Annotated in this window: 16 protein-coding genes; 9 read left to right on the top strand and 7 right to left on the bottom strand. The window is 70.9% G+C overall.

Annotated elements, in window-relative coordinates; translation table 11 throughout:
* Positions 1-323 precede the first annotated feature (323 nt).
* The 5 genes from dapF (at position 324) to WAE60_RS05685 (ending at position 4,924) form a co-directional block, all read left to right on the top strand.
* Positions 324-1,178 carry a diaminopimelate epimerase gene (gene dapF, locus WAE60_RS05705; protein WP_337685358.1) on the top strand — a complete coding sequence of 285 codons (855 nt, stop codon included), beginning with the start codon at positions 324-326 and terminating at the stop codon, positions 1,176-1,178.
* The gene (locus tag WAE60_RS05700; protein WP_337685357.1) at positions 1,091-2,017 is read left to right on the top strand and encodes an SDR family NAD(P)-dependent oxidoreductase; all 927 of its coding nucleotides are present in this window, start codon (positions 1,091-1,093) and stop codon (positions 2,015-2,017) included. Before dapF ends, WAE60_RS05700 begins: the two co-directional genes overlap by 88 nt.
* 74 nt (positions 2,018-2,091) lie before the next feature.
* Positions 2,092-3,351 (top strand): tRNA (N(6)-L-threonylcarbamoyladenosine(37)-C(2))-methylthiotransferase MtaB, encoded by a 1,260-nt coding sequence (mtaB, locus tag WAE60_RS05695; protein WP_231499421.1) that lies wholly within the window; start codon positions 2,092-2,094, stop codon positions 3,349-3,351.
* Complete coding sequence (locus WAE60_RS05690) at positions 3,348-4,451, top strand: endonuclease/exonuclease/phosphatase family protein (protein WP_337685356.1); 1,104 nt, start codon at positions 3,348-3,350, stop codon at positions 4,449-4,451. The genes mtaB and WAE60_RS05690 overlap by 4 nt, the downstream gene beginning before the upstream one ends.
* Positions 4,452-4,459: 8 nt before the next feature.
* A complete protein-coding gene (locus WAE60_RS05685; RefSeq protein WP_029909463.1) occupies positions 4,460-4,924 on the top strand; it encodes a GFA family protein in 465 nt (154 codons plus the stop codon).
* Here the strand turns inward: WAE60_RS05685 and WAE60_RS05680 are convergent.
* Complete coding sequence (locus WAE60_RS05680) at positions 4,890-5,453, bottom strand: hypothetical protein (protein WP_337685355.1); 564 nt, start codon at positions 5,451-5,453, stop codon at positions 4,890-4,892. The genes WAE60_RS05685 and WAE60_RS05680 overlap by 35 nt on opposite strands.
* A complete protein-coding gene (locus tag WAE60_RS05675) occupies positions 5,450-6,079 on the bottom strand; it encodes a trimeric intracellular cation channel family protein (RefSeq protein WP_029909459.1) in 630 nt (209 codons plus the stop codon). Before WAE60_RS05675 ends, WAE60_RS05680 begins: the two co-directional genes overlap by 4 nt.
* Positions 6,080-6,114: 35 nt before the next feature.
* Between WAE60_RS05675 and ftsY the strand changes: the two genes are divergently transcribed.
* The 4 genes from ftsY to WAE60_RS05655 all read left to right on the top strand — a co-directional run bounded on the left by ftsY (position 6,115) and on the right by WAE60_RS05655 (position 8,822).
* Positions 6,115-7,056, top strand: coding sequence for a signal recognition particle-docking protein FtsY (ftsY, locus tag WAE60_RS05670; RefSeq protein WP_337685354.1), 942 nt, complete (start codon positions 6,115-6,117; stop codon positions 7,054-7,056).
* A gap of 3 nt (positions 7,057-7,059) precedes the next feature.
* Positions 7,060-7,671: a septation protein IspZ gene (locus tag WAE60_RS05665; protein ID WP_029909455.1), complete on the top strand. Its 612-nt coding sequence runs from the start codon at positions 7,060-7,062 to the stop codon at positions 7,669-7,671.
* Between the two features lie 157 nt (positions 7,672-7,828).
* Positions 7,829-8,422 (top strand): MarR family winged helix-turn-helix transcriptional regulator, encoded by a 594-nt coding sequence (locus tag WAE60_RS05660; RefSeq protein ID WP_029909452.1) that lies wholly within the window; start codon positions 7,829-7,831, stop codon positions 8,420-8,422.
* Positions 8,423-8,711: 289 nt separating this feature from the next.
* Positions 8,712-8,822, top strand: coding sequence for a hypothetical protein (locus tag WAE60_RS05655; RefSeq protein WP_156035616.1), 111 nt, complete (start codon positions 8,712-8,714; stop codon positions 8,820-8,822).
* A 23-nt stretch (positions 8,823-8,845) separates the two neighbouring features.
* Here WAE60_RS05655 and WAE60_RS05650 read toward each other — a convergent pair whose 3' ends face one another.
* From WAE60_RS05650 to addB, 5 genes are all read right to left on the bottom strand, one after another.
* Complete coding sequence (locus tag WAE60_RS05650) at positions 8,846-9,943, bottom strand: Gfo/Idh/MocA family oxidoreductase (protein WP_029909449.1); 1,098 nt, start codon at positions 9,941-9,943, stop codon at positions 8,846-8,848.
* A gap of 29 nt (positions 9,944-9,972) precedes the next feature.
* Positions 9,973-10,881, bottom strand: a complete 909-nt coding sequence (locus WAE60_RS05645) for an alpha/beta hydrolase (RefSeq protein WP_337685353.1) — start codon at positions 10,879-10,881, stop codon at positions 9,973-9,975.
* Positions 10,882-11,054: 173 nt separating this feature from the next.
* Positions 11,055-11,390 carry a thioredoxin gene (trxA, locus tag WAE60_RS05640; RefSeq protein ID WP_029909446.1) on the bottom strand — a complete coding sequence of 112 codons (336 nt, stop codon included), beginning with the start codon at positions 11,388-11,390 and terminating at the stop codon, positions 11,055-11,057.
* A gap of 116 nt (positions 11,391-11,506) precedes the next feature.
* Complete coding sequence (gene addA, locus WAE60_RS05635; protein ID WP_337685362.1) at positions 11,507-14,959, bottom strand: double-strand break repair helicase AddA; 3,453 nt, start codon at positions 14,957-14,959, stop codon at positions 11,507-11,509.
* A 142-nt stretch (positions 14,960-15,101) separates the two neighbouring features.
* A complete protein-coding gene (gene addB / locus WAE60_RS05630) occupies positions 15,102-18,086 on the bottom strand; it encodes a double-strand break repair protein AddB (RefSeq protein ID WP_337685352.1) in 2,985 nt (994 codons plus the stop codon).
* Positions 18,087-18,088: the final 2 nt, after the last annotated feature.

Here is an 18,088-nt window from a genome sequence, read left to right as displayed (position 1 = left end):
GAAAGGTTGGGGTTTTGGGTGGCCCCGGCGGGGATAGGTGCTGCTTTATCCCCGCGCCGGGGACATGCTCTCACGGCAAGGCGTCTGAAATCCTGCCAGGGCGATCAGGGTGAGTGCGTGTCCCCACCTTCGCCCCGAGCGCGTCCGGCAGGTCCACGGCCGACTTTGGGGACACGCACTCGCCCCGAACGCCGCGCAAACCTGGCCGCCGCTCCGTCGCGAGTGCATGTCCCCAGCCAGGACCCCCCAAAACCCACGCTCAAAACGCCGCAGTCGACCCCAGCCTCTGACTCGCGCGCGGTTTTCCACTATATAGCCCGGCCATGAGCCGCACCTTCCTCAAGATGAACGGGCTCGGGAACGACTTCGTCGTGATCGAGACCCTGACCCAGCCCTTCAATCCGACCCCGGACGAGATCCGCGCGATCGCGAAACGGGGCGACGGCGGGATCGGCTGCGACCAGGTGATCGCCATCGACCCGCCGCGCGCCGAGGGCGCTTCGGCCTATGTGCGGTTCTGGAATTCGGACGGCGAGGAGACCGGCGCCTGCGGCAACGGCACCCGCTGCGTGGTGTGGCTGCTGATGCAGTCGGCCAAGAAGGACGCCGTGGCCTTCGACACCGTGGCCGGACGCCTGTCGGGCGTGATGGCCGGCGACAAGCTGGTGACCGTCGACATGGGCCGGCCGGGGCTGGACTGGACCCAGATCCCGCTCTCCGAGGAGATGGACACCGCCCGGGTCGAGCTGCAGGTCGGCCCGATCGACGCGCCGTGGGTCCACACCCCGGTCTGCGTGTCGATGGGCAATCCGCATGTCGTCTTCTTCGTCGACGCCCCGGTCAGCGACGAGTTCGCCACCAAGACCGGCAGCCTGGTCGAGCACCACCCGCTGTTCCCGGAGGGCGTCAATGTCGGCTTCGCCCATGTCGTCTCCCGCGACCATATCGAACTGAAGGTCTGGGAACGCGGCGCGGGCCTGACCGCCGCCTGCGGCACCGGGGCCTGCGCGGCCCAGGTGGCGGCCGTGCGTCGCGGCCTGACCGACCGCACCGCCAAGGTCGAGTTCGAGAGCGGCGCCCTGACCATCGAATGGCGCGAGGACGACGGCCACGTGATCATGACCGGTCCCGTGACCATGGAGTTCGTCGGCAAGCTGCCGGAGCCCGTGGCCGCATGACGATCCATCCCGCCATCGGTCCCGGCAAGACGGCCGTGGTGACCGGCGCGGCCGACGGCATCGGCCTGGCCGCCGCCCAGGCCTTCGCCGCCCAGGGCATGAACGTGGTCCTGGCCGACATCATGGGCCGGGCCCTGAAGAAGGCCGCCGACGCCATCGGCGACAAGGCCCTGGCCGTCGAGACCGACGTCTCGGACCGCGCCCAGGTCCAGGCCCTGCGCGACGCGGCCGTCGAGACGTTCGGCGCGATCGACGTGCTGATGAACAACGCCGGCGTGGGCGGCGGGGGCGACGCCTTCTCGGGCGAGGATCCGTGGAAGCGCGTGCTGGACGTCAACCTGTGGGGCGTGATCAACGGCGTCCAGGTGATCGGCGAGGAAATGGCGGCCAGCGGCCGTCCGGGCCTGATCATCAACACCGGCTCCAAGCAGGGGATCACCCAGCCGCCGGGGAACACCGCGTATAACGTCAGCAAGTCGGCGGTGAAGGCCCTGACCGAAGGTCTGGCCCACAGCCTGCGCGAGATCGTCGACTGCCGGGTGGACGCCCGCCTGCTGATCCCCGGTTACGTCTTCACCGGCATGACCCGCCGCGGCGGTCCCAAGCCGGACGGCGCCTGGACGCCCGAGCAGACCGTGCAGTTCATGCTCGACAGCATCGCCCGCGGCGACTTCTACATCCTGTGCCCCGACAACGACGTGCCGCGCTCGCTGGACGAGAAGCGCATGGCCTGGGCCATGGGCGACGTCATCGAGAACCGCCCGGCCCTGTCGCGCTGGCACCCCGACTGGAAGGACGCCTTCGCGGAATTCATCGCTTCGGGCGTTGAGAAGCCGTGACGACCTATACGCTCATCTCCCGTCCCCCCGCGCCCAAGCCTGAAGTGGGCGAGGAAGGCGGACCGGCCACGACGATGTCGGGGCCCGACGGCGTCGACGTCGTCACGTTCGGCTGCCGGCTGAACGCCTACGAGTCCGAGGCCATCCGGGCGCGGGCTTCCGCCGACGGCCTGGCCGACGCGGTGGTGTTCAACACCTGCGCGGTGACCAACGAGGCCGTGCGCCAGGCGCGCCAGGCGATCCGCAAGGCCCGTCGCGAGCGGCCGGACGCCCGGCTGATCGTCACCGGCTGCGCCGCCCAGATCGACCCCGCCGCCTTCGCCGCCATGCCCGAGGTCGACCTGGTGCTGGGCAACGCCGAGAAGGCCGCGCCGGGCGCCCTGCTCGACACCTCCACCCGCGTGCGGGTCAACGACATCATGTCGATCAAGGAGACCGCCGGTCACCTGATCGCCGGCCTCAAGGATCGCGCCCGGGCCTATGTCGAGGTCCAGAACGGCTGCGATCACCGCTGCACCTTCTGCATCATCCCCTACGGCCGCGGGAACTCCCGCTCGGCCCCGGCCGGCGAGGTGGTCGAGCAGGTGCGCCGACTCTCGGCCGAGGGCTATCGCGAGGTGGTGCTGACCGGCGTCGACGTCACCTCGTGGGGCGCCGACCTGCCCGGGCAACCGACCCTGGGCCAGCTGGTGGGCCGCATCCTGCGCATGGTCCCCGACCTGCCGCGCCTGCGCCTGTCGTCGATCGACGCGGCCGAGATCGATCCGGACCTGTTCAAGCTGCTGGAGACCGAGCCGCGCCTGATGCCCTATCTGCATCTGAGCCTGCAGGCCGGCGACAACCTGGTGCTCAAGCGCATGAAGCGCCGCCACAGCCGCGAAGACGCCCTGAGGCTGGTCTCCGAGGTGCGCCGCGTGCGCCCCGACACCGCCTTCGGCGCCGACCTGATCGCCGGCTTCCCGACCGAGAGCGACGAGGCCTTCGAGAACACCCTGAAGCTGGTTGAGGAGGCGGGTCTGGCCTTCCTGCACGTCTTCCCCTACAGCGCGCGCCCCGGCACGCCCGCCGCCCGCATGCCGCCGGTGAAGGGTCCGCTGATCAAGGACCGCGCCCGCCGCCTGCGCGAGGCGGGCCAGGCCGGGCTCGAGCGCCACCTCCAGCGCCAGGTCGGCCGCGTGCTGTCGGGCCTGGTCGAGCGCGACGGCGTGGCCCGGGCCGAGGACTTCACCGAGATCGCCTTCGATGGGTCCGCCCCCCAGGGCGAGATCGCCGCCTTCCGCGTGGTCGGCCATGACGGCGCGCGGGTGATCGCGGAGCTCGCCGCCCAGGGATGATCGATCGTCGCGTCCTGATCGCCGTCCTCGCCGCGACCCTGCTGTCGCCGGCCGCGGCCTCCTTCGCCCAGGTCAGGACCCAGGACATCCCGATCGTGCCGGCCATCCCGGCCCCGACGACCGAGGAGACGCCGCCGACCCCCTTCACGCCCAGCGGTCCGATCCAGCCGGTCGAGTTCAGCGTGATGACCTACAATGTCGAGGGCCTGCCCTGGCCGGTGCGGATGGGGCGCGGCTCCAAGCTCAAGGCCATCGGCCGCGAGCTGGCCGCCCTGCGCGAGAAGGGCCTGCAGCCCGACGTCGTCCTGCTGCAGGAGGGGTTCCGCGACGAGGTCTCCGACCTGATCGAGCTGTCCGGCTATCCGTACGTCGCCAAGGGCCCGCGCAAGAAGCAGCGCGATCCCAACCCGTTCGCGAAGGACGACCGGCCGCGCTACAAGAAGGTCAAGTACATCCGCAAGGGCGAGGGCTGGGGCAAGTGGGGCTCCAGCGGCCTTTGGGTGCTGAGCGACCACCCGATCAACTGGGTCAAGTCGCACGCCTACCGCTACTGCGCGGGCCTGGACTGCCTGGCCAACAAGGGCGTCATGCTGGTCAGCCTGCAGGTGCCGGGCCTGCCCACGCCGGTCGAGATCGCCGACACCCATCTCAATTCCAAGGGCGCCTCGGGCGTGCCGCGCAACCGCAACCGCATGGCCCACCACCTCCAGGCCGAGGAGCTGGGCCACTTCATGGAGACCGACCGCACGCCGGGCGCGCCCCTGATCGTCGGCGGCGACTTCAATGTCATGCACGCCCCGGACCGCTACGACTACGTGATGCAGCGCTATCCGTTCGACGTGGTCAGCCAGGTCTGCTTCCAGACGCCCGACAGCTGCGACGCCAAGATCAGCGCCGACGGCGATGCGCCCTGGCTCGACACCCAGGACCTGATCGGCTTCAAGCAGGGCGACCGGGTGGCGATCCGGCCGGTCCAGGTGGAGGCGCGGTTCGACGGCTCGACCACCGGCGGGCCGGTGCTGTCCGACCACGACGCCTATGAAGTGACCTTCCGCCTGACGCCGGTCCCGGTGCTGGCGATCCCGCCGCGCAAGCCCTGAGGTTCGCCATGACCGACGCGCCAATTCTGACCGGAACGTCCCTGACCGGAGGCTGCCAGTGCGGCGCCGTGCGTTTCCGGGTCGAGGGCCAGCCGGGACGCGCCTCGATCTGCTGGTGCCGCATGTGCCAGAAGGCCTTCGCCGGGCCGTTCGGGGCGCTGGTGACGGTGAAGGTCGAGGGCCTCACCTGGACCCGGGGCCAGCGCTCGACGTTCCAGAGCTCCGACGCCGTCAAGCGCGGCTTCTGCGCCGCCTGCGGCACGCCCCTCTCCTTCGAATGGAGCGCCGACAAGATCGACCTGGCCACCTTCGCCTTCGACGATCCGTCCAAGGTCGAGCCCGGCGTCCAGCTGGCCGTCGAGAGCCGTCCCGCCTGGACCGAGCACCTGGCCGACCTGCCGGTGCGCCCGCCCGCCGGCGGCCCGGCCGTGGCGGTGGTCAGCCGCCAGCACCCGGATCATGAGACGCCCTGACCCGCAGGCGCTCCAGCCGCTCGATCAGGTCCGGCGGGACCCAGCCGTAGTTGTCCAGATGCACCGCCCCGATGTGGACCCGTGGGGCGGTCAGCGGCGACTCGACCGCCCAGAACCGCCGCCGCAGCTCGAAGGTGAGGTTGTAGGGCCGTCTCCAGCCTGTCTGGCGGATGCGGCGGACCGCCGACCAGGGCACGGTCTCGCGGCACAGGGTGGGATCGAACCGCAGCCCCTCGGCGTCCGCGACCAGCAGCGGCCGACGGTCCAGCGCCCGCAGCAGCGCCCCGAAGCCCCGGGCGCAAAGCCAGATCACGAACCAGGACAGGGCGAGGGTGACGACGACGAGATCGGACGTGGCCGGCGACAGGAACGGGATCCGCACCCCGGGAGCGGCCGGCGCGGCGTCGGGAAAGATCAGGAAGTAAAGGCCGAAGCCCAGGGTCACGACGGCCAGCGGCAGGGCGGCGGCGAACGTCATCACGTTCACGACCGTCCGCGCCGGGATGACGACTTCCGTTTCCCCGCTCACTCGGGCTCGTCCTCGCCCTGCCGGAAGCCCGGCAGGCTCCAGCCGAACTTGATGGCGCAGGCCCGCAGGCCGAAGGCGGCGCCGAAGCCGGCCAGGCCGGCGGGCCAGAAGGCGACGTGCAGCACCGTCAACACCGCGAACACCGTCGCGCCGACCAGGGCGGCGGTAATGTAGATCTCGCGGCGCAACAGCAGGTTCGGTTCGTGGGCCAGCACGTCGCGGATCACCCCGCCGAAGGCGGTGGTCAGTACGCCCATGACGATCGCCGTGAACGGATGGACGCCCAGGCTCAGGGCCTTGGCCGTGCCGACCACGCAGTAGGCGGCCATGCCCAGGGCGTCCAGCCACAGCAGGGCCCGGAACCGCCAGCCGCGCTGGCCCAGCAGCCAGACCCCGACCGCGGCCGCCAGGCAGACGATCACGTAGCCGGGCCGCTGGATCCAGAACACCGGCGCGTCGATCAGCAGGTCGCGCAAGGTGCCGCCCCCCACGCCCGTGATCGCCGCGAAGAAGCCGAAGGTGATGATGTCGTGCTTGCGATGGGCGGCGGCCAACGCGCCCGTCGCCCCAAAAACGGCGACGGCGGCGTAGTCCAGCCAGAATAACGTGGTCGAAAGCGCGTCCATTGGCGTTTCATGCCACGGCCAGCTAAAGGAACGCCATGAGCGAAAAGCCCGAGCAGAAAAAAGGCTGGTTCCAGCGGCTGACCGCCGGCCTGGCCCGGTCGTCCCAGCAGATGACCGAGCAGGTCACCGGCGCCTTCACCAAGAAGCCGTTGGACCAGGAGCAGCTGGACCAGCTGGAGGAGATGCTGATCGAGGCCGATCTGGGCCCCCAGATCGCCGCCCGCATCGCCGACGCCTTCGGCAAGGCCCGGTTCGGCAAGTCGTCGACCGACGTCGAGGTCAAGGAGGCCCTGGCCGAGCTGGTCGCCGCCGAGCTGACCGACCGCGAGGGCGTGTTCGACCCGCTGTCGGGACCCAAGCCCTATGTGGTGCTGTTCATCGGCGTCAACGGCTCGGGCAAGACCACCACCCTGGGCAAGATCGCGTCCGACCTGACCGCCAAGAAGGCCAAGGTGCTGATCGCCGCCGGCGACACCTTCCGCGCCGCCGCCGTCGAGCAGCTGAAGGTCTGGGCCGACCGGGCCGGGGCCGACTTCATGTCCAAGCCGCCCGGCGCCGACGCCGCCGCCCTGGCCTTCGAGGCCGTCGAGCGCGCCCAGGCCGAGGGCCACGACGTGGTGCTGATCGACACCGCCGGCCGCCTGCAGAACAAGCAGGGCCTGATGGACGAGCTGCTCAAGGTGATCCGGGTGCTCAAGAAGGTCGATCCCGACGCCCCGCACGAGACCCTGCTGGTGCTGGACGCCACGGTCGGCCGCAACGCCCTGGCCCAGGAGAAGATCTTCGGCAACCAGGTGGGCGTCTCGGGCATCGTCATGACCAAGCTGGACGGCACCGCCCGCGGCGGGGTGCTGGTGCCGGTGGCCCGCGCCAGCGACAGCCCGATCAAGCTGATCGGCGTCGGCGAAGGGGTCGACGACCTGCAGCCGTTCGACGCCCGGGCCTTCTCGCGTTCGCTGGTGGGCCTGGAGGACTAGCCGATGACCGACACGCCTCCCGCTCCCGCCAAGAAGAACGCCGCCTGGGTGCGCACCGCCATCGACTACGGCGCGCCCGTCGCGTTCGGCGTCGCCTTCTTCGCCACCAAGAACTTCCAGACCGCCACCTGGGTGCTGGTCGCCGCCTCGGCCCTGGCCCTGATCCTGGGCTATGTGGTCGAGCGCCGCGTGGCCCTGCTGCCGCTGTTCTCCGGCGTCATGGCCCTGATCTTCGGGACCCTGGGCCTGGTGTTCCACAGCGACGTGTTCGTGAAGGTCAAGGTCACGGTGGTCAACGCCGCCCTGGCCGTCTTCATGATCGGCGGCGTCGTCACCGGCCGCGCGCCGCTGAAGGCCCTGATGGGCGAGGCCGTGCACCTGCCCGACGCGGCCTGGCGCACCCTGACCCTGCGCTACGGCGGCTATTTCGCCTTCGCCGCCGCGGCCAACGAGCTGGTCCGCCTGACCCAGACCACCGACATGTGGGTCAAGTTCCGCATCGGCCTCCTGCCCCTGGCCCTGCTGTTCTCGCTCAGCCAGGTGCCCTTCATGATGAAGCACATCGCCAAGGGCGACGAGGCCAAGACCCCCGAGCCGCCCGACGCGGGGTTCTAGTCCGGGCTTTGATCTCATCGATCCGCTCATCCCGGCATTCGCCGGGATGAGCGGTGTTGGGGAAACCTAATCGGCAGCCCACGGACCGTCTGTCGTCAAAACGACGTCTAAGCGTGGTACATAAAGGTCCGTCGGCGGAAACGAGGGACGACGGACCATGGCCAAGACCAAGGGCGACGCTAAACGCGATGGGGGCGAAGCCAAGGCTGAGCACGGCGGGGCCCTGGCCCGGTCGCCCAGTCACCTCCTTCACCGGGTCCTGCAACTGGCCCTCGACATCTACGCCGAGGAGAGCGGCGCGGGCGGCGTCACCCAGCGCCAGTACGCGGTGCTGGCCGCCGTGGCCGAGAACGAGGGCGTCACCCAGACGGGCCTGGTCCGCGCCACCGGCATCGACCGCTCCACCCTGGCCGACATGGTCGCCCGGATGATCACCAAGGGCCACCTGGAGCGCCATCGCTCCGACCAGGACGCCCGCGCCAACACCGTCAGCCTGACCCCCGCCGGCGCCGCCGTGCTGGAGGAGAGCCGCCCCAAGGTGGCCATGGCCGACGCCCGCATTCTCGCGTTGCTCAAGCCCAGCAAGCGCGAGGGCTTCCTGGAGCTGCTGGCCGACATGGCCGTCTCCGACGTCCACGCCGAACCGGAAGCCAAGGCCAAGAAGGCCAAGGCCCCGAAGGCCGAAAAGGCCGCCCACGGCAAGAAGGACAAGAAGCCCAAGAAGGAAAAGGCCGCGAAGAAGGCGGCTTGAGGCTCCACCTGGGGGCTTTAGTGCGACGATCACTTCCCCCCTACGGACCGCTTCGCGGTCGTCTTCCCCCAGAGGGGGAAGAGCGCTGGAGTTCAGGCCGTGAGGCTCCGCCCCCTACGGGGGCGGACAGACCGCGTAGCGGTCAGGTGGGGGCAAGTCAGTGCGATCCCACGCCCCCTCCGAAACCCTTAGGCCCCGGCCCGGCGACGCTCTAGGATCGCCCCACGCCGGAGGGCGGCTCGGCCTGCCGGACCTCCCTGGCGCGCGAGCGTCCAGGCAGGAAACCACGATGGCCAAGGGTCAGAAGAAGTCCAACAAGGAAGTCCGCAAACCCAAGGCGGACAAGAAGACGCCCCCGGTCTCGGTCTCGCCGTTCATCGTCACCCCGGGGAAGAAGTAGGCGGGGGCGGCGTCCACGCCGCCCTAGAGCCTTATCGTGGTCCCCTCGCGCGCCGACCGGTAGATCGCCTCGATGATCCGCATGTCGCGCAGGCCTTCCTCGCCCGAGACGATCGGCGACCGGTCGGCCGCGATGCAGTCCGCCATGTGGTCAAGCTGGCCGGCGAACTGGGTCTTGGCCGGTCCGGGCGGCGGCGCGATCTCCTGCGAGCGGCCGTCCTTGCCGGTCCAGAGGCGATTGCCGTCGTAGCGGGTGGCGGGCTCCAGCTCGATCCGCCCCTTGTCGCCCATCAGCAGCACGTGGTTCTGGTTGGCGCTGTAGGTCGACAGGCAGCTGGCGATCGCCCCGGAGGGGAACTTCAGCAGCCACTCGATCATGTCCTCCACCTCGGTGAACCGGGGATCGGCGCGATCGGTGGACTCGCGGGCGGTGACGGCGATCGGCTCCTCGCCGGTCATGTAGCGGGCGGCCTGCAGGCTGTAGACCCCCATGTCCATCAGCGATCCGCCCCCCGCCAGGGCCTTCTTCAGCCGCCACTTGGACGGGTCGCCCTGCACGAAGCCGTGCTCGGAGCGCACATAGCGGGTCTTGCCGGCGGCGCCCGCGCGGGCCAGGCGCATGGCCTCCAGGTTGGTGGCCTCGAAGTGGCAGCGGTAGCCGATCATCAGCTTGCGCCCCGCCGCCTTGCAGGCGGCGATCATCGCCTCGCACTCGGCGACCGAGGTCGCCATCGGCTTCTCGCACATCACGTGCTTGCCCGCCTTGGCGGCGCGGATCGTGTACTCCGCGTGCATGGAATTGGGCAGGATCACGTAGACGACGTCGACGTCGGGATTGTCGCGGATCTTGTCGAAGGTCTCGTAGGAATAGATCGAGCGCTCCGGCACGCCGTATTTCGCCGCGGTCGCGCGGGCCTTGGCCGGGTCGCCGCTGACCAGGGCCGTGACCCGGCTGTGCTCGCAATTGACGAACTGCGGCAGGATCACGTTGAGGCCGTAATAGCCCAGGCCGACGATGGCGTAGCCGACCTTGCGGTCGCCTGCGGCGCGGGCCCGTCCCCCGGCCGAGGCGACGGCGAGAGAGGCGGCGGCGAGAAGGAGGTCGCGGCGTCCGATGTCCATGGTCGTGGTCCCGGTGATTGGCGGCGGCATTAGGGTTTGAAGGGCTTGGGGTCGGTCAAGGGCCGTTCGTGCAGCCAGCCGCCGTCGCCCAGCCAGTCGGCCAGGCGGTCGGGCCAGTGCAGGATCGACAGGCTCTCGGAGTGGGCGGCGATGTTGAAGCCGTGGTCCATGTCGGCGAACATGTGCAGCTCGGCCGACACCCCGGCCTTGCGGAGCTGGTCGTAGAGGGTCAGGGCCGGTTCGGCGCAGCACGCGTCCAGCGAGCCGGCGGCGATGAAGGCCGGCGGGGCGCCGGCGGCGGCCTGGGCGGGGACGCCCAGCGGGCCGGGATAGACCAGCACCTGGAAGTCGGGACGGGCGCTGACCGCGTCGAGCGGGTCGCCCGAGGGCGGCTCCTGCGGGGCGGGGTTGTCGGCGACCAGCGAGACCAGCTCGCCGCCGGCCGAGAAGCCCATCACCCCGATGCGGCGGGGGTCCACCCCGTAGCGGGCGGCGTTGGCCCGCACCCAGCGGACCGCCCGGCGCAGGTCGGCGGCGGCGTCGCGGTCGATCGCATAGGTCGACCCCGCCTCGCGGGCCAGCCGGTACTTCAGGACGAAGGCGGTGACGCCGTAGCGGTTCAGCGCCTTGGCCGGTCCGGAGCCCTCGTTGACGAAGACCAGCATGCGATGGCCGCCGCCCGGCACGACGATGACCGCCGCGCCGTTGGCGTGGCGCGGGTCGGCGGGGAACACCGTCAGGGACGGGCTGTGGACGTTGCGCACATAGGTGTTCTCGACGATCTCGGGCTCGCTTGACCTCTGCCCCACGCCGGGCGCGCCGCGCGGCCAGAGCGTGACCGTCGCCGGCGCGCCGGCGACCGCAGACGGGGCCGGGGCCGGCGCCGCGGGCGTCGCTCCGGCCAGGAGCGCTGCGAGGACGACGGCTTGGACGAACATGGGGAGCCTCCCGAACGGCGCGCGCGGCTCGCCTTCGCGGTCCAGCCTTCACATTTTCGCGGCCGTTCCTACTGCGACCATGGTCTTAGGCCGACGCGGGTCCCCGAACGCAAACCGCCCGCCTCGCGAACGAGACGGGCGGCTTACAATCGGACTGTGGAGGCGGCGAAAGCCTAGGCGGGCTGGTGCACGCCGGCTTCGTTCAGCCACTCCAGGATCTTGGCCTTGGGCATGGCGCCGACCTTCATCGAGGCCATCTGGCCGCCGCGGAACAGCATCATGGTCGGGATGCCGCGCACGCCGTAGCGCGACGGGGTGGTGGGGCTGTCCTCGATATTGACCTTGGCCACGGTCACGGCATCGGCCAGTTCCTCGGAGATCTGCTCCAGGGCCGGGGCGATCTGCTTGCACGGGCCGCACCATTCGGCCCAGAAGTCGACCAGGACCGGCTTGTCAGCCTGCAGGACGTCCTTTTCGAAGGACGCATCGGTCACCGTCACGGTGCTCATCGTTTGGCTCCATCTGCGCCCGGACGATCGGGGCGCGTTAGAAAACTGCTCGGGCTGGGGATTCGCTCCCCGTCTTGCGCCAAGATTTAGGGGCCCTGGCCCCCCTCGGCAATGATCTAGAACAACCGGGCCAGGGCGGCGGCCATCACCTTTTCTGGAACCGCCATGAGTTTGGGACCGTCGGTCCACACGATCGCGGCCTCGATCGGGCGGTCGGGGAACACCTCGGCCAGCACGGCGGCATAGACCGCCATCTGGGCCAGATAGGCCGGATCGGCGTTCTCGATGCGGTCGGGCGAGGGGCGGTTGGTCTTGTAATCGACGACCAGGACGCGCTCGGGCGTCACCACCAGCCGGTCCACGCGGCCGGCGATCCGCAGCTCGGCCGGCAGGGTCGCCGCGCCGCCGGCCACCGAGACCTCGGCCCGCGAGCCGGGGCCGAACACGGCGGCGAAGCGGTCGTCTTCCAGCACGCCGAAGGCCGCGGACGCCATCTCCTGGCGCTGGTCGTCGGTCAGGTCGCGCTCGGCCGCCAGCAGCCGCGCGGCGGCGGCGCGGCGGGCGGCGGGCTCGAGGTCCGGCAGCAGCTGCAGCAGCCGGTGGACGATCTCGCCGCGACGGTAGCGGCCCAGGCCCGACACCTGGGCCAGGGGCGAGGGCGCGCTGCCCCGGGCCTCGTCCTCCAGGGTCGAGGGGGCGGCGTAGCGGGCGGCGGGCGTCTCGGGCGCGGCCGGGGCCAGGGTCCAGGCGGGCGTGGGGACCTGCGCGGACGCCAGGCGCGGGGCCAGGGCCTCGGCGCGCATCGGGTCAGGCCCAAAGCGCAGGCGACCGTCTTCGCCGATCTCCCGCACGCCCGGCGCGATGTCCTCGTGGGCGAAGGCCGCGCGGGCCGCCGCGTACCAGCCGCCGACGTTCTCGTCCTTGGTGCGGGCGTCGATCCGGCCGCACAGCACCAGGCGGTCCCGCGCCCGGGTCAGGGCCACGTAGTAGAGGCGCAGGGCCTCCTCGGCGTCCTTCTTCTCGCGCAGCTCGCGGGCCTCGGCCGACGCGGCGCAGTCGTTGGCCTTGCTGGCGCACCACAGGAAACTGCCGTCGGCCGTGCGCATCAGCGGCGAGCCGCGCGCCCCGCCCTTCATCGTGGTCTCGGGCAGGAAGACGATCGGCGCCTCCAGGCCCTTGGAGCCATGGGCGGTCATCACCCGCACCTCGTGGCGCGCGCCCTCCATCTCGCGTTTGACCACGATGTCCAGGCTGGCGAAGTCGGCGACCAGGGCCTCCAGGTCGCGCACCCCGCGCTGCTCGGCGGCCAGGACCTGGGCCAGGAACTCGTCCAGCGCCTCGGCGGCCTCCTCGCCCAGGCGGGTCAGCACCTTGGCGCGGTTGGAGCGGACGCTGTCGTCCACCCGGCCCAGCAGCAGGGCGTAGAACTCGAACGGCTGCTTGCGGCGGCTCTCGGCCAGGGCCCAGCGCAGCAGGTCGCGGGCGGCGGACCAGTTCGGCCGTTCGGCCGCGCGGTCGTTGACCGCCCGCCACAGCGTCGAGGGCCGGCCCTTGGCCAGGGCGTAGAGGTCGTCGTCCGACAGGCCGCAGAACGGGCTCTTGAGCAGGGCCGCCAGGGTCAGGTCGTCGTCGGGGAACAGGCAGAACCGGCCCAGGGCCAGGAGGTCGTCGAACACGATGTGGGCCGACAGGCTGAGGCGGTCGGCCCCGGCCACCGGCACTTCACCGCGCTTGAGCGCGCGCAATATCTCCTCGAATAGCGCTTTTCGGCGACGCACCAGCACCAAGATGTCGCCGTGGTGAGCTCGACGGGGCTTTCCTGTCTCCTTGTCGAGCACCGTGTCGCCTCGAGCGATTAAGGCCTTGATCTCAGAGGTGATTTTCTCGGCCAGCCGACGATTGGCGCTTTGCTCGCCCTGAGCATCGAGAGGGGCGTCCCAAGCCTCGCGCTCTTCACCGGGCAGTTCGCGCTCAAGCGGCCAAAGGTCTACGCAGCCAGAGTGAGATAGGAAGCCCTCGTGTTGGATGACATCCGCCGTTGGGCCCGCGACTGCTTCTCGAAGCCCTGGAGCGCTCATTACGGCGTCCACAAAGCTCAAAACTTCCCGGGTCGAGCGATAGGATCGCTTCAGGGTGATGGCAAAGTTCGGAAGGTTCACAGCCTCAATTTTGGCGACGTAGTCCTGGGTTTCGACCAGAAACTGCGCCGGATCGGCCCCCTGGAACGAGTAGATGGATTGCTTTGGGTCGCCCACCACGAACAGAGTACGAGTGCTCTGAGTTTCTTGGTGCTGGGTTCGCCAGCGAACCGCTCCGGCTCCCGCGAAAAAATCCGATGTTAGGGCTTGTAGGATCGCCCACTGCTCGGGGGCAGTGTCTTGAGCTTCGTCCAGAAGGATATGCTCTATCCCGCCGTCCAGCTTGTAGAGCACCCAGGCCGCATCGACCTTTTTTGTCAGGAGTTCCTTGGTCTTCTCGATCAAGTCGGCGAAGTCGAGGGCACCACGAGCCGCCTTCTCCTTGCGGTGTTCGTCGATGTAAAGGCCAGCTAGTAGCAGAGCGTTGATGCTGTCTTCCGCGACGCGCGCGGCGTTCAGCCATTCGCGGGCTTCCTCCAGGCGCTCCTGTTCGCCGAGCAGGCGCGTGCGCAGGTCTTCGCGCGGCTTGAAGGTCGTTGTCGTGGCATAGTGCTTTCGAGGTTCGCCCTTGTCGGTGAAGACGGCCGCCAAAGCATCCTCGAACGCACCGGTCGCCAGCGTTCGTCTCAGCCGCTCGGCGTGTTCGGTGTCGCGGATTTTGCCGCTCGAATCCAAAAGGCTGGCGCAGGCATCCCAGAGGTCCGAATCTAATTCTGCCATAGCCTTGTCAGCAATGCGACCAGTGCTGGATGGGGCCTGGAAGCCACAGGCCTTCCAGACGTCTCCAGCGAAACCCAAGGGCCCGTGGTCCACGCCCAGATACTCGCCGATCGCCCCGCGCTGGGCCTCGAAGGCGGCGAACATCGCCTCGAAGCTGGCGAAATCCAGGGCCACCGAGAAGCGGGCATAGGCCTCCGCGAACGCATCGTCGTGGTCGGTGACCCAGGTCGCCACCTGCCGCAGGGCGCCCTGGGCGATGGCCGCCGAGGCGCTGTCGTCCATCACCTGGAAGCCCGGCGAGACCCCGGCCTCCAGCGGGAAGCGCCGCAGCAGCTTCTCGCAGAAGGCGTGGATGGTCTGGATCTTCAGCCCGCCCGGCGTCTCCAGCGCCTTGGCGAACAGGCCCCGGGCCTTGGACAGGGCGATGTGGTCGAAGCTCAAGGGATCGCGGCCCTCCAGGGCCCCAAGCTGCTCGCGCAGCTTGACGTCGGGGGTGACGCACCATTCGCCCAGGCGCTCGAACAGCCGGCGCTGCATCTCGGCGGCGGCGGCCTTGGTGTAGGTCACGCACAGGATCGCCTCGGGCTCGGCGCCGGCCAGCAGCAGGCGCGCGACCCGGTCGATCAGGGTCTTGGTCTTGCCCGAACCGGCGTTGGCCGTGACGAAGGCCGAGATGGCCGGGTCGGCGGCGATGCGCTGGGGGTCGATCATCGAGGACATCAAGATCCTCCCCCTCTGGGGGAGGTGTCGGCAAAGCCGACGGAGGGGGTCTTGCTGAGCCGGCGGGGATGAACCCCCTCCGGCCCTCTGGGCCACCTCCCCCAGGGGGGGAGGATCTGGTTGGGCGAACCGATCACTCCCCGCCCTCCCCGTCATCGCCGCTGGTCGACCATTCGAACACCCGCGCCAGGTGGCCGTAGTCGCCCGTGTGGTCGTGCACGAACTGCGGCGCCACGCGCGACAGGTACGGCTGCTTCGGGTTGTCGTAGCGCTCGATCAGCTCGCGCAGGCCGTTCAGGGCCTTGATCGCCGCCTCCTGGGCCTCGACCCCGGCCGTCGCCCGCACCTCCTCGACGCCCGCCGGCTTGCGGCCGGTGACCCGCAGATAGGTCAGGTCGCCGGGTTCGCGCGGGCCGATGTCCGGAAAGCCGCCCTCGCGCAGGATCGCGGCGGTCAGGGTCAGTTGGGGCGAGAAGCCGGTCTCGACCTGCTTCTTCGACGGCGCGGCGCCGGTCTTGTAGTCGAGGATGTGGGCCAGGCCGTCGGCCGTGGGCTCGATGCGGTCGGCCTTGGCGGTGACGGTGAACGGCCGCCCGCCGATGTCGAAGGTCAGCTCGCCGGCCGCCTCGACCACGATCCGCTCGGCGCCCGCGCGGCGGCGGGTCTCCAGCTCGGCCACCCATAGCGCCGCCTCGCGGGCCAGGGCGCGTTCGCGGGCCAGGGCGGCGGCCGGCATGCCGGCCTTTTCCAGCTCGCCCAGATAGAGGCCTGCGAAGATCTCGGCGGCGTTCGCGGGGACGGGCCCTGGATGGTCCTCCGCGAATTTCTCGAACGCGGCGTGGATCGCCGTGCCGCGCGCCCGGGCTTCGACCGGCTCGTCGGGACGGTCCAGCGGATAGAGCTTGAGGATGTCGCGGGCCCAGACGGCGTAGGGGTCGCGGGTCAGGGCCTCGACCCGGGTGACGGCCATCTTGCGCGGGCGGTCGGCGACCGGCGGGGTCGGGGCGGGGCGCTTGATCGGCTCGTAGGGGCCGGGGGCGTCCAGGTCGCGGGCCCAGGCCAGCACGTCGGGGCGCTCGGTCAGGGTCAGGCCGGCGCCGCGCGCCAGGGTCTTCAGCCGCCACAGCCAGCGGCTCTCGACGGCCGGCGCGCCGCCGCGCCGCTCGCTGTGGACCAGGATCACGTCGGGCGCGCAGGCGGCCTGGGCGAAGTCGTGGGCGGTCAGGCCGATGCGGCGCTCGGGCGGCGGCAGGTTCAGCTTGGCCCGCATCGGCCGCGACAGGAACGGGTCGATCGGCGCGCCGCGCGGCCAGATCCCCTCCTCCAGGCCCGCCAGGATCAACCGGTCGGCCCGCACCATCCGCGCCTCGATGGCCCCGAAGATCCGCAGGCGCGGATGGGTGGCGCCGCCGGTGCGCAGGGTCTCCTCGTTGACCATGCGGTCGAACAGGTCGGCGAAGCCCTGGGCCGAGGCCGGCGGCAGGGCGACCCCGTCGGTGATCAGCGACGACAACAGGCCCGCCAGGCTCTCGCCCGCCGAGCCGGCCCACAGGTCGGTGGGATCGGCCAGGGCCTCCAGCGCCTCGACCAGGGCGCGGGCGGCCTCGGCCGGCGCACCGGCCTTCGGATCGGCGACATAGGGCAGGGCCACGCGATGGGCGGCGGCCAGGACGCGTTCGACCAGGGCCTTGGCGTCCGGATATTTCGCCAGCCGCTCCCGCAGCTGGGCGGCGTCTCGGGGGGCGGGGCCGCGCAGGCCGTATCGCTCCAGGTCGCGGGCGACGTCCAGGTCGCCGCGCAGCAGCGGATGCTTGGCCACGGCCAGCAGGCGGACCGGATCGAGCGGATCGACCGCCAGGCCCGCCACATGCTGGGCCAGGATTGCGGCGGCGCTGGCGGCCAGGGGCGCGCCGGCCGAGCTGTCAGGGATCACGCCCCAGCGCACCAGCCGGGCGTTGACCCGCCGGGCCAGTTCCTGGTCGGGGGTGACCATAGCGGCGGTCTGGCCGGGCGTCTCCAGGGCCTCGCGCAAGAGAAGCGCGCAGGCGACGGCCGCCTCCTCCTCGGTGCGGGCGTTGACCAGGGACAGGCCCTTCAGGCCCTCCTTGATCGGGTCCAGGCCCGGGGCCTCGGCGCGCAGCCGGTCGATCTGGGCCAGCCAGTCGGCGGTGGCCTGGGCCGGGCGCAGGGCCTCGTTGATCAGGCGGCGGCGCCAGCGGCCCCGGCTGTCGGCCTCGGGCCACCAGGGGCGGACGTCGGCGCGGGTGGCCCCGGCCCCGTCCAGCAGGCGCTTCATCGCCCCCTGCGGATGCTGCTCGCCCTGGACGCCGGCGATCTGGTCCCAGGCGTCGTCGGCCAGGCCGTCGTCCAGGCCCGGCAGCACGACCGCGCCCTGGGGGAGGTTGGCGATCACCCGCAGCAGGCGGGCGGTGGCCGGGGCCGTGCCGGTCGAGCCGGCGGCGACCAGCACGCCCTGGGGCGGGTTCAGCTCCCATTGATCGGAGAGCGCGTTGAGCAGCCGCACCCGCCGGTCGCTGACGTCGATCAGCCCCATCTCGTCCAGGCGTTTGGGCCAGGCGGTCAGCACCGCCTTCAGGAACCGCGCCGAGACCTGCCAGTGCTGGGCCAGGTCCCCCTCGGCCAGACCGTCCAGGCGGCCGTCGTCGGTGACCACCTCCTCGATCTGGCAGCTGTCGAGGAATTCGGAGAGCGCCTTGGCCATCTCCAGGGCCTGGCCGGCCTGGGGCTGGAACGACAGCAGGTGGGCGTGGTCGGCGACCAGCCGGGCCAGCTCGAACCGACGGCGGCGCGACGAGACGGCGGGCGGCAGGTCCAGGGCCAGCTCGCCCGGCTCGAACGGCGGCTCGCCCTCGTCCAGGTCGCCGAGGGGGCGAATCTGCGGCAGCAGCAGGGCCTTGCTTCCGCCGACCGCCAGGAAGGCGTCGGCCAGGGCGCGGGCGCCCCGGCGGGTGGGGGTCAGGACGGTGGCCGCGGGCAGGGCTTCGGGCCCCAGCGGCGCCAGGGCGTCCAGCAGCCCGCGCGCCAGGTCCTCGACGAAGGGCCGGTGGGCGGGGATCGAGAACCAGCGCGGCCCCGGGGTGTCGAAGGGGCCGGCCATGG

The sequence above is a fragment of the Caulobacter sp. CCG-8 genome, assembly GCF_037402475.1.
In the GTDB taxonomy this organism is placed as follows: Bacteria; Pseudomonadota; Alphaproteobacteria; order Caulobacterales; family Caulobacteraceae; genus Caulobacter.
Note: the sequence above shows the minus strand (reverse complement) of the source record. Positions and strands in the feature narration are given on the sequence as shown.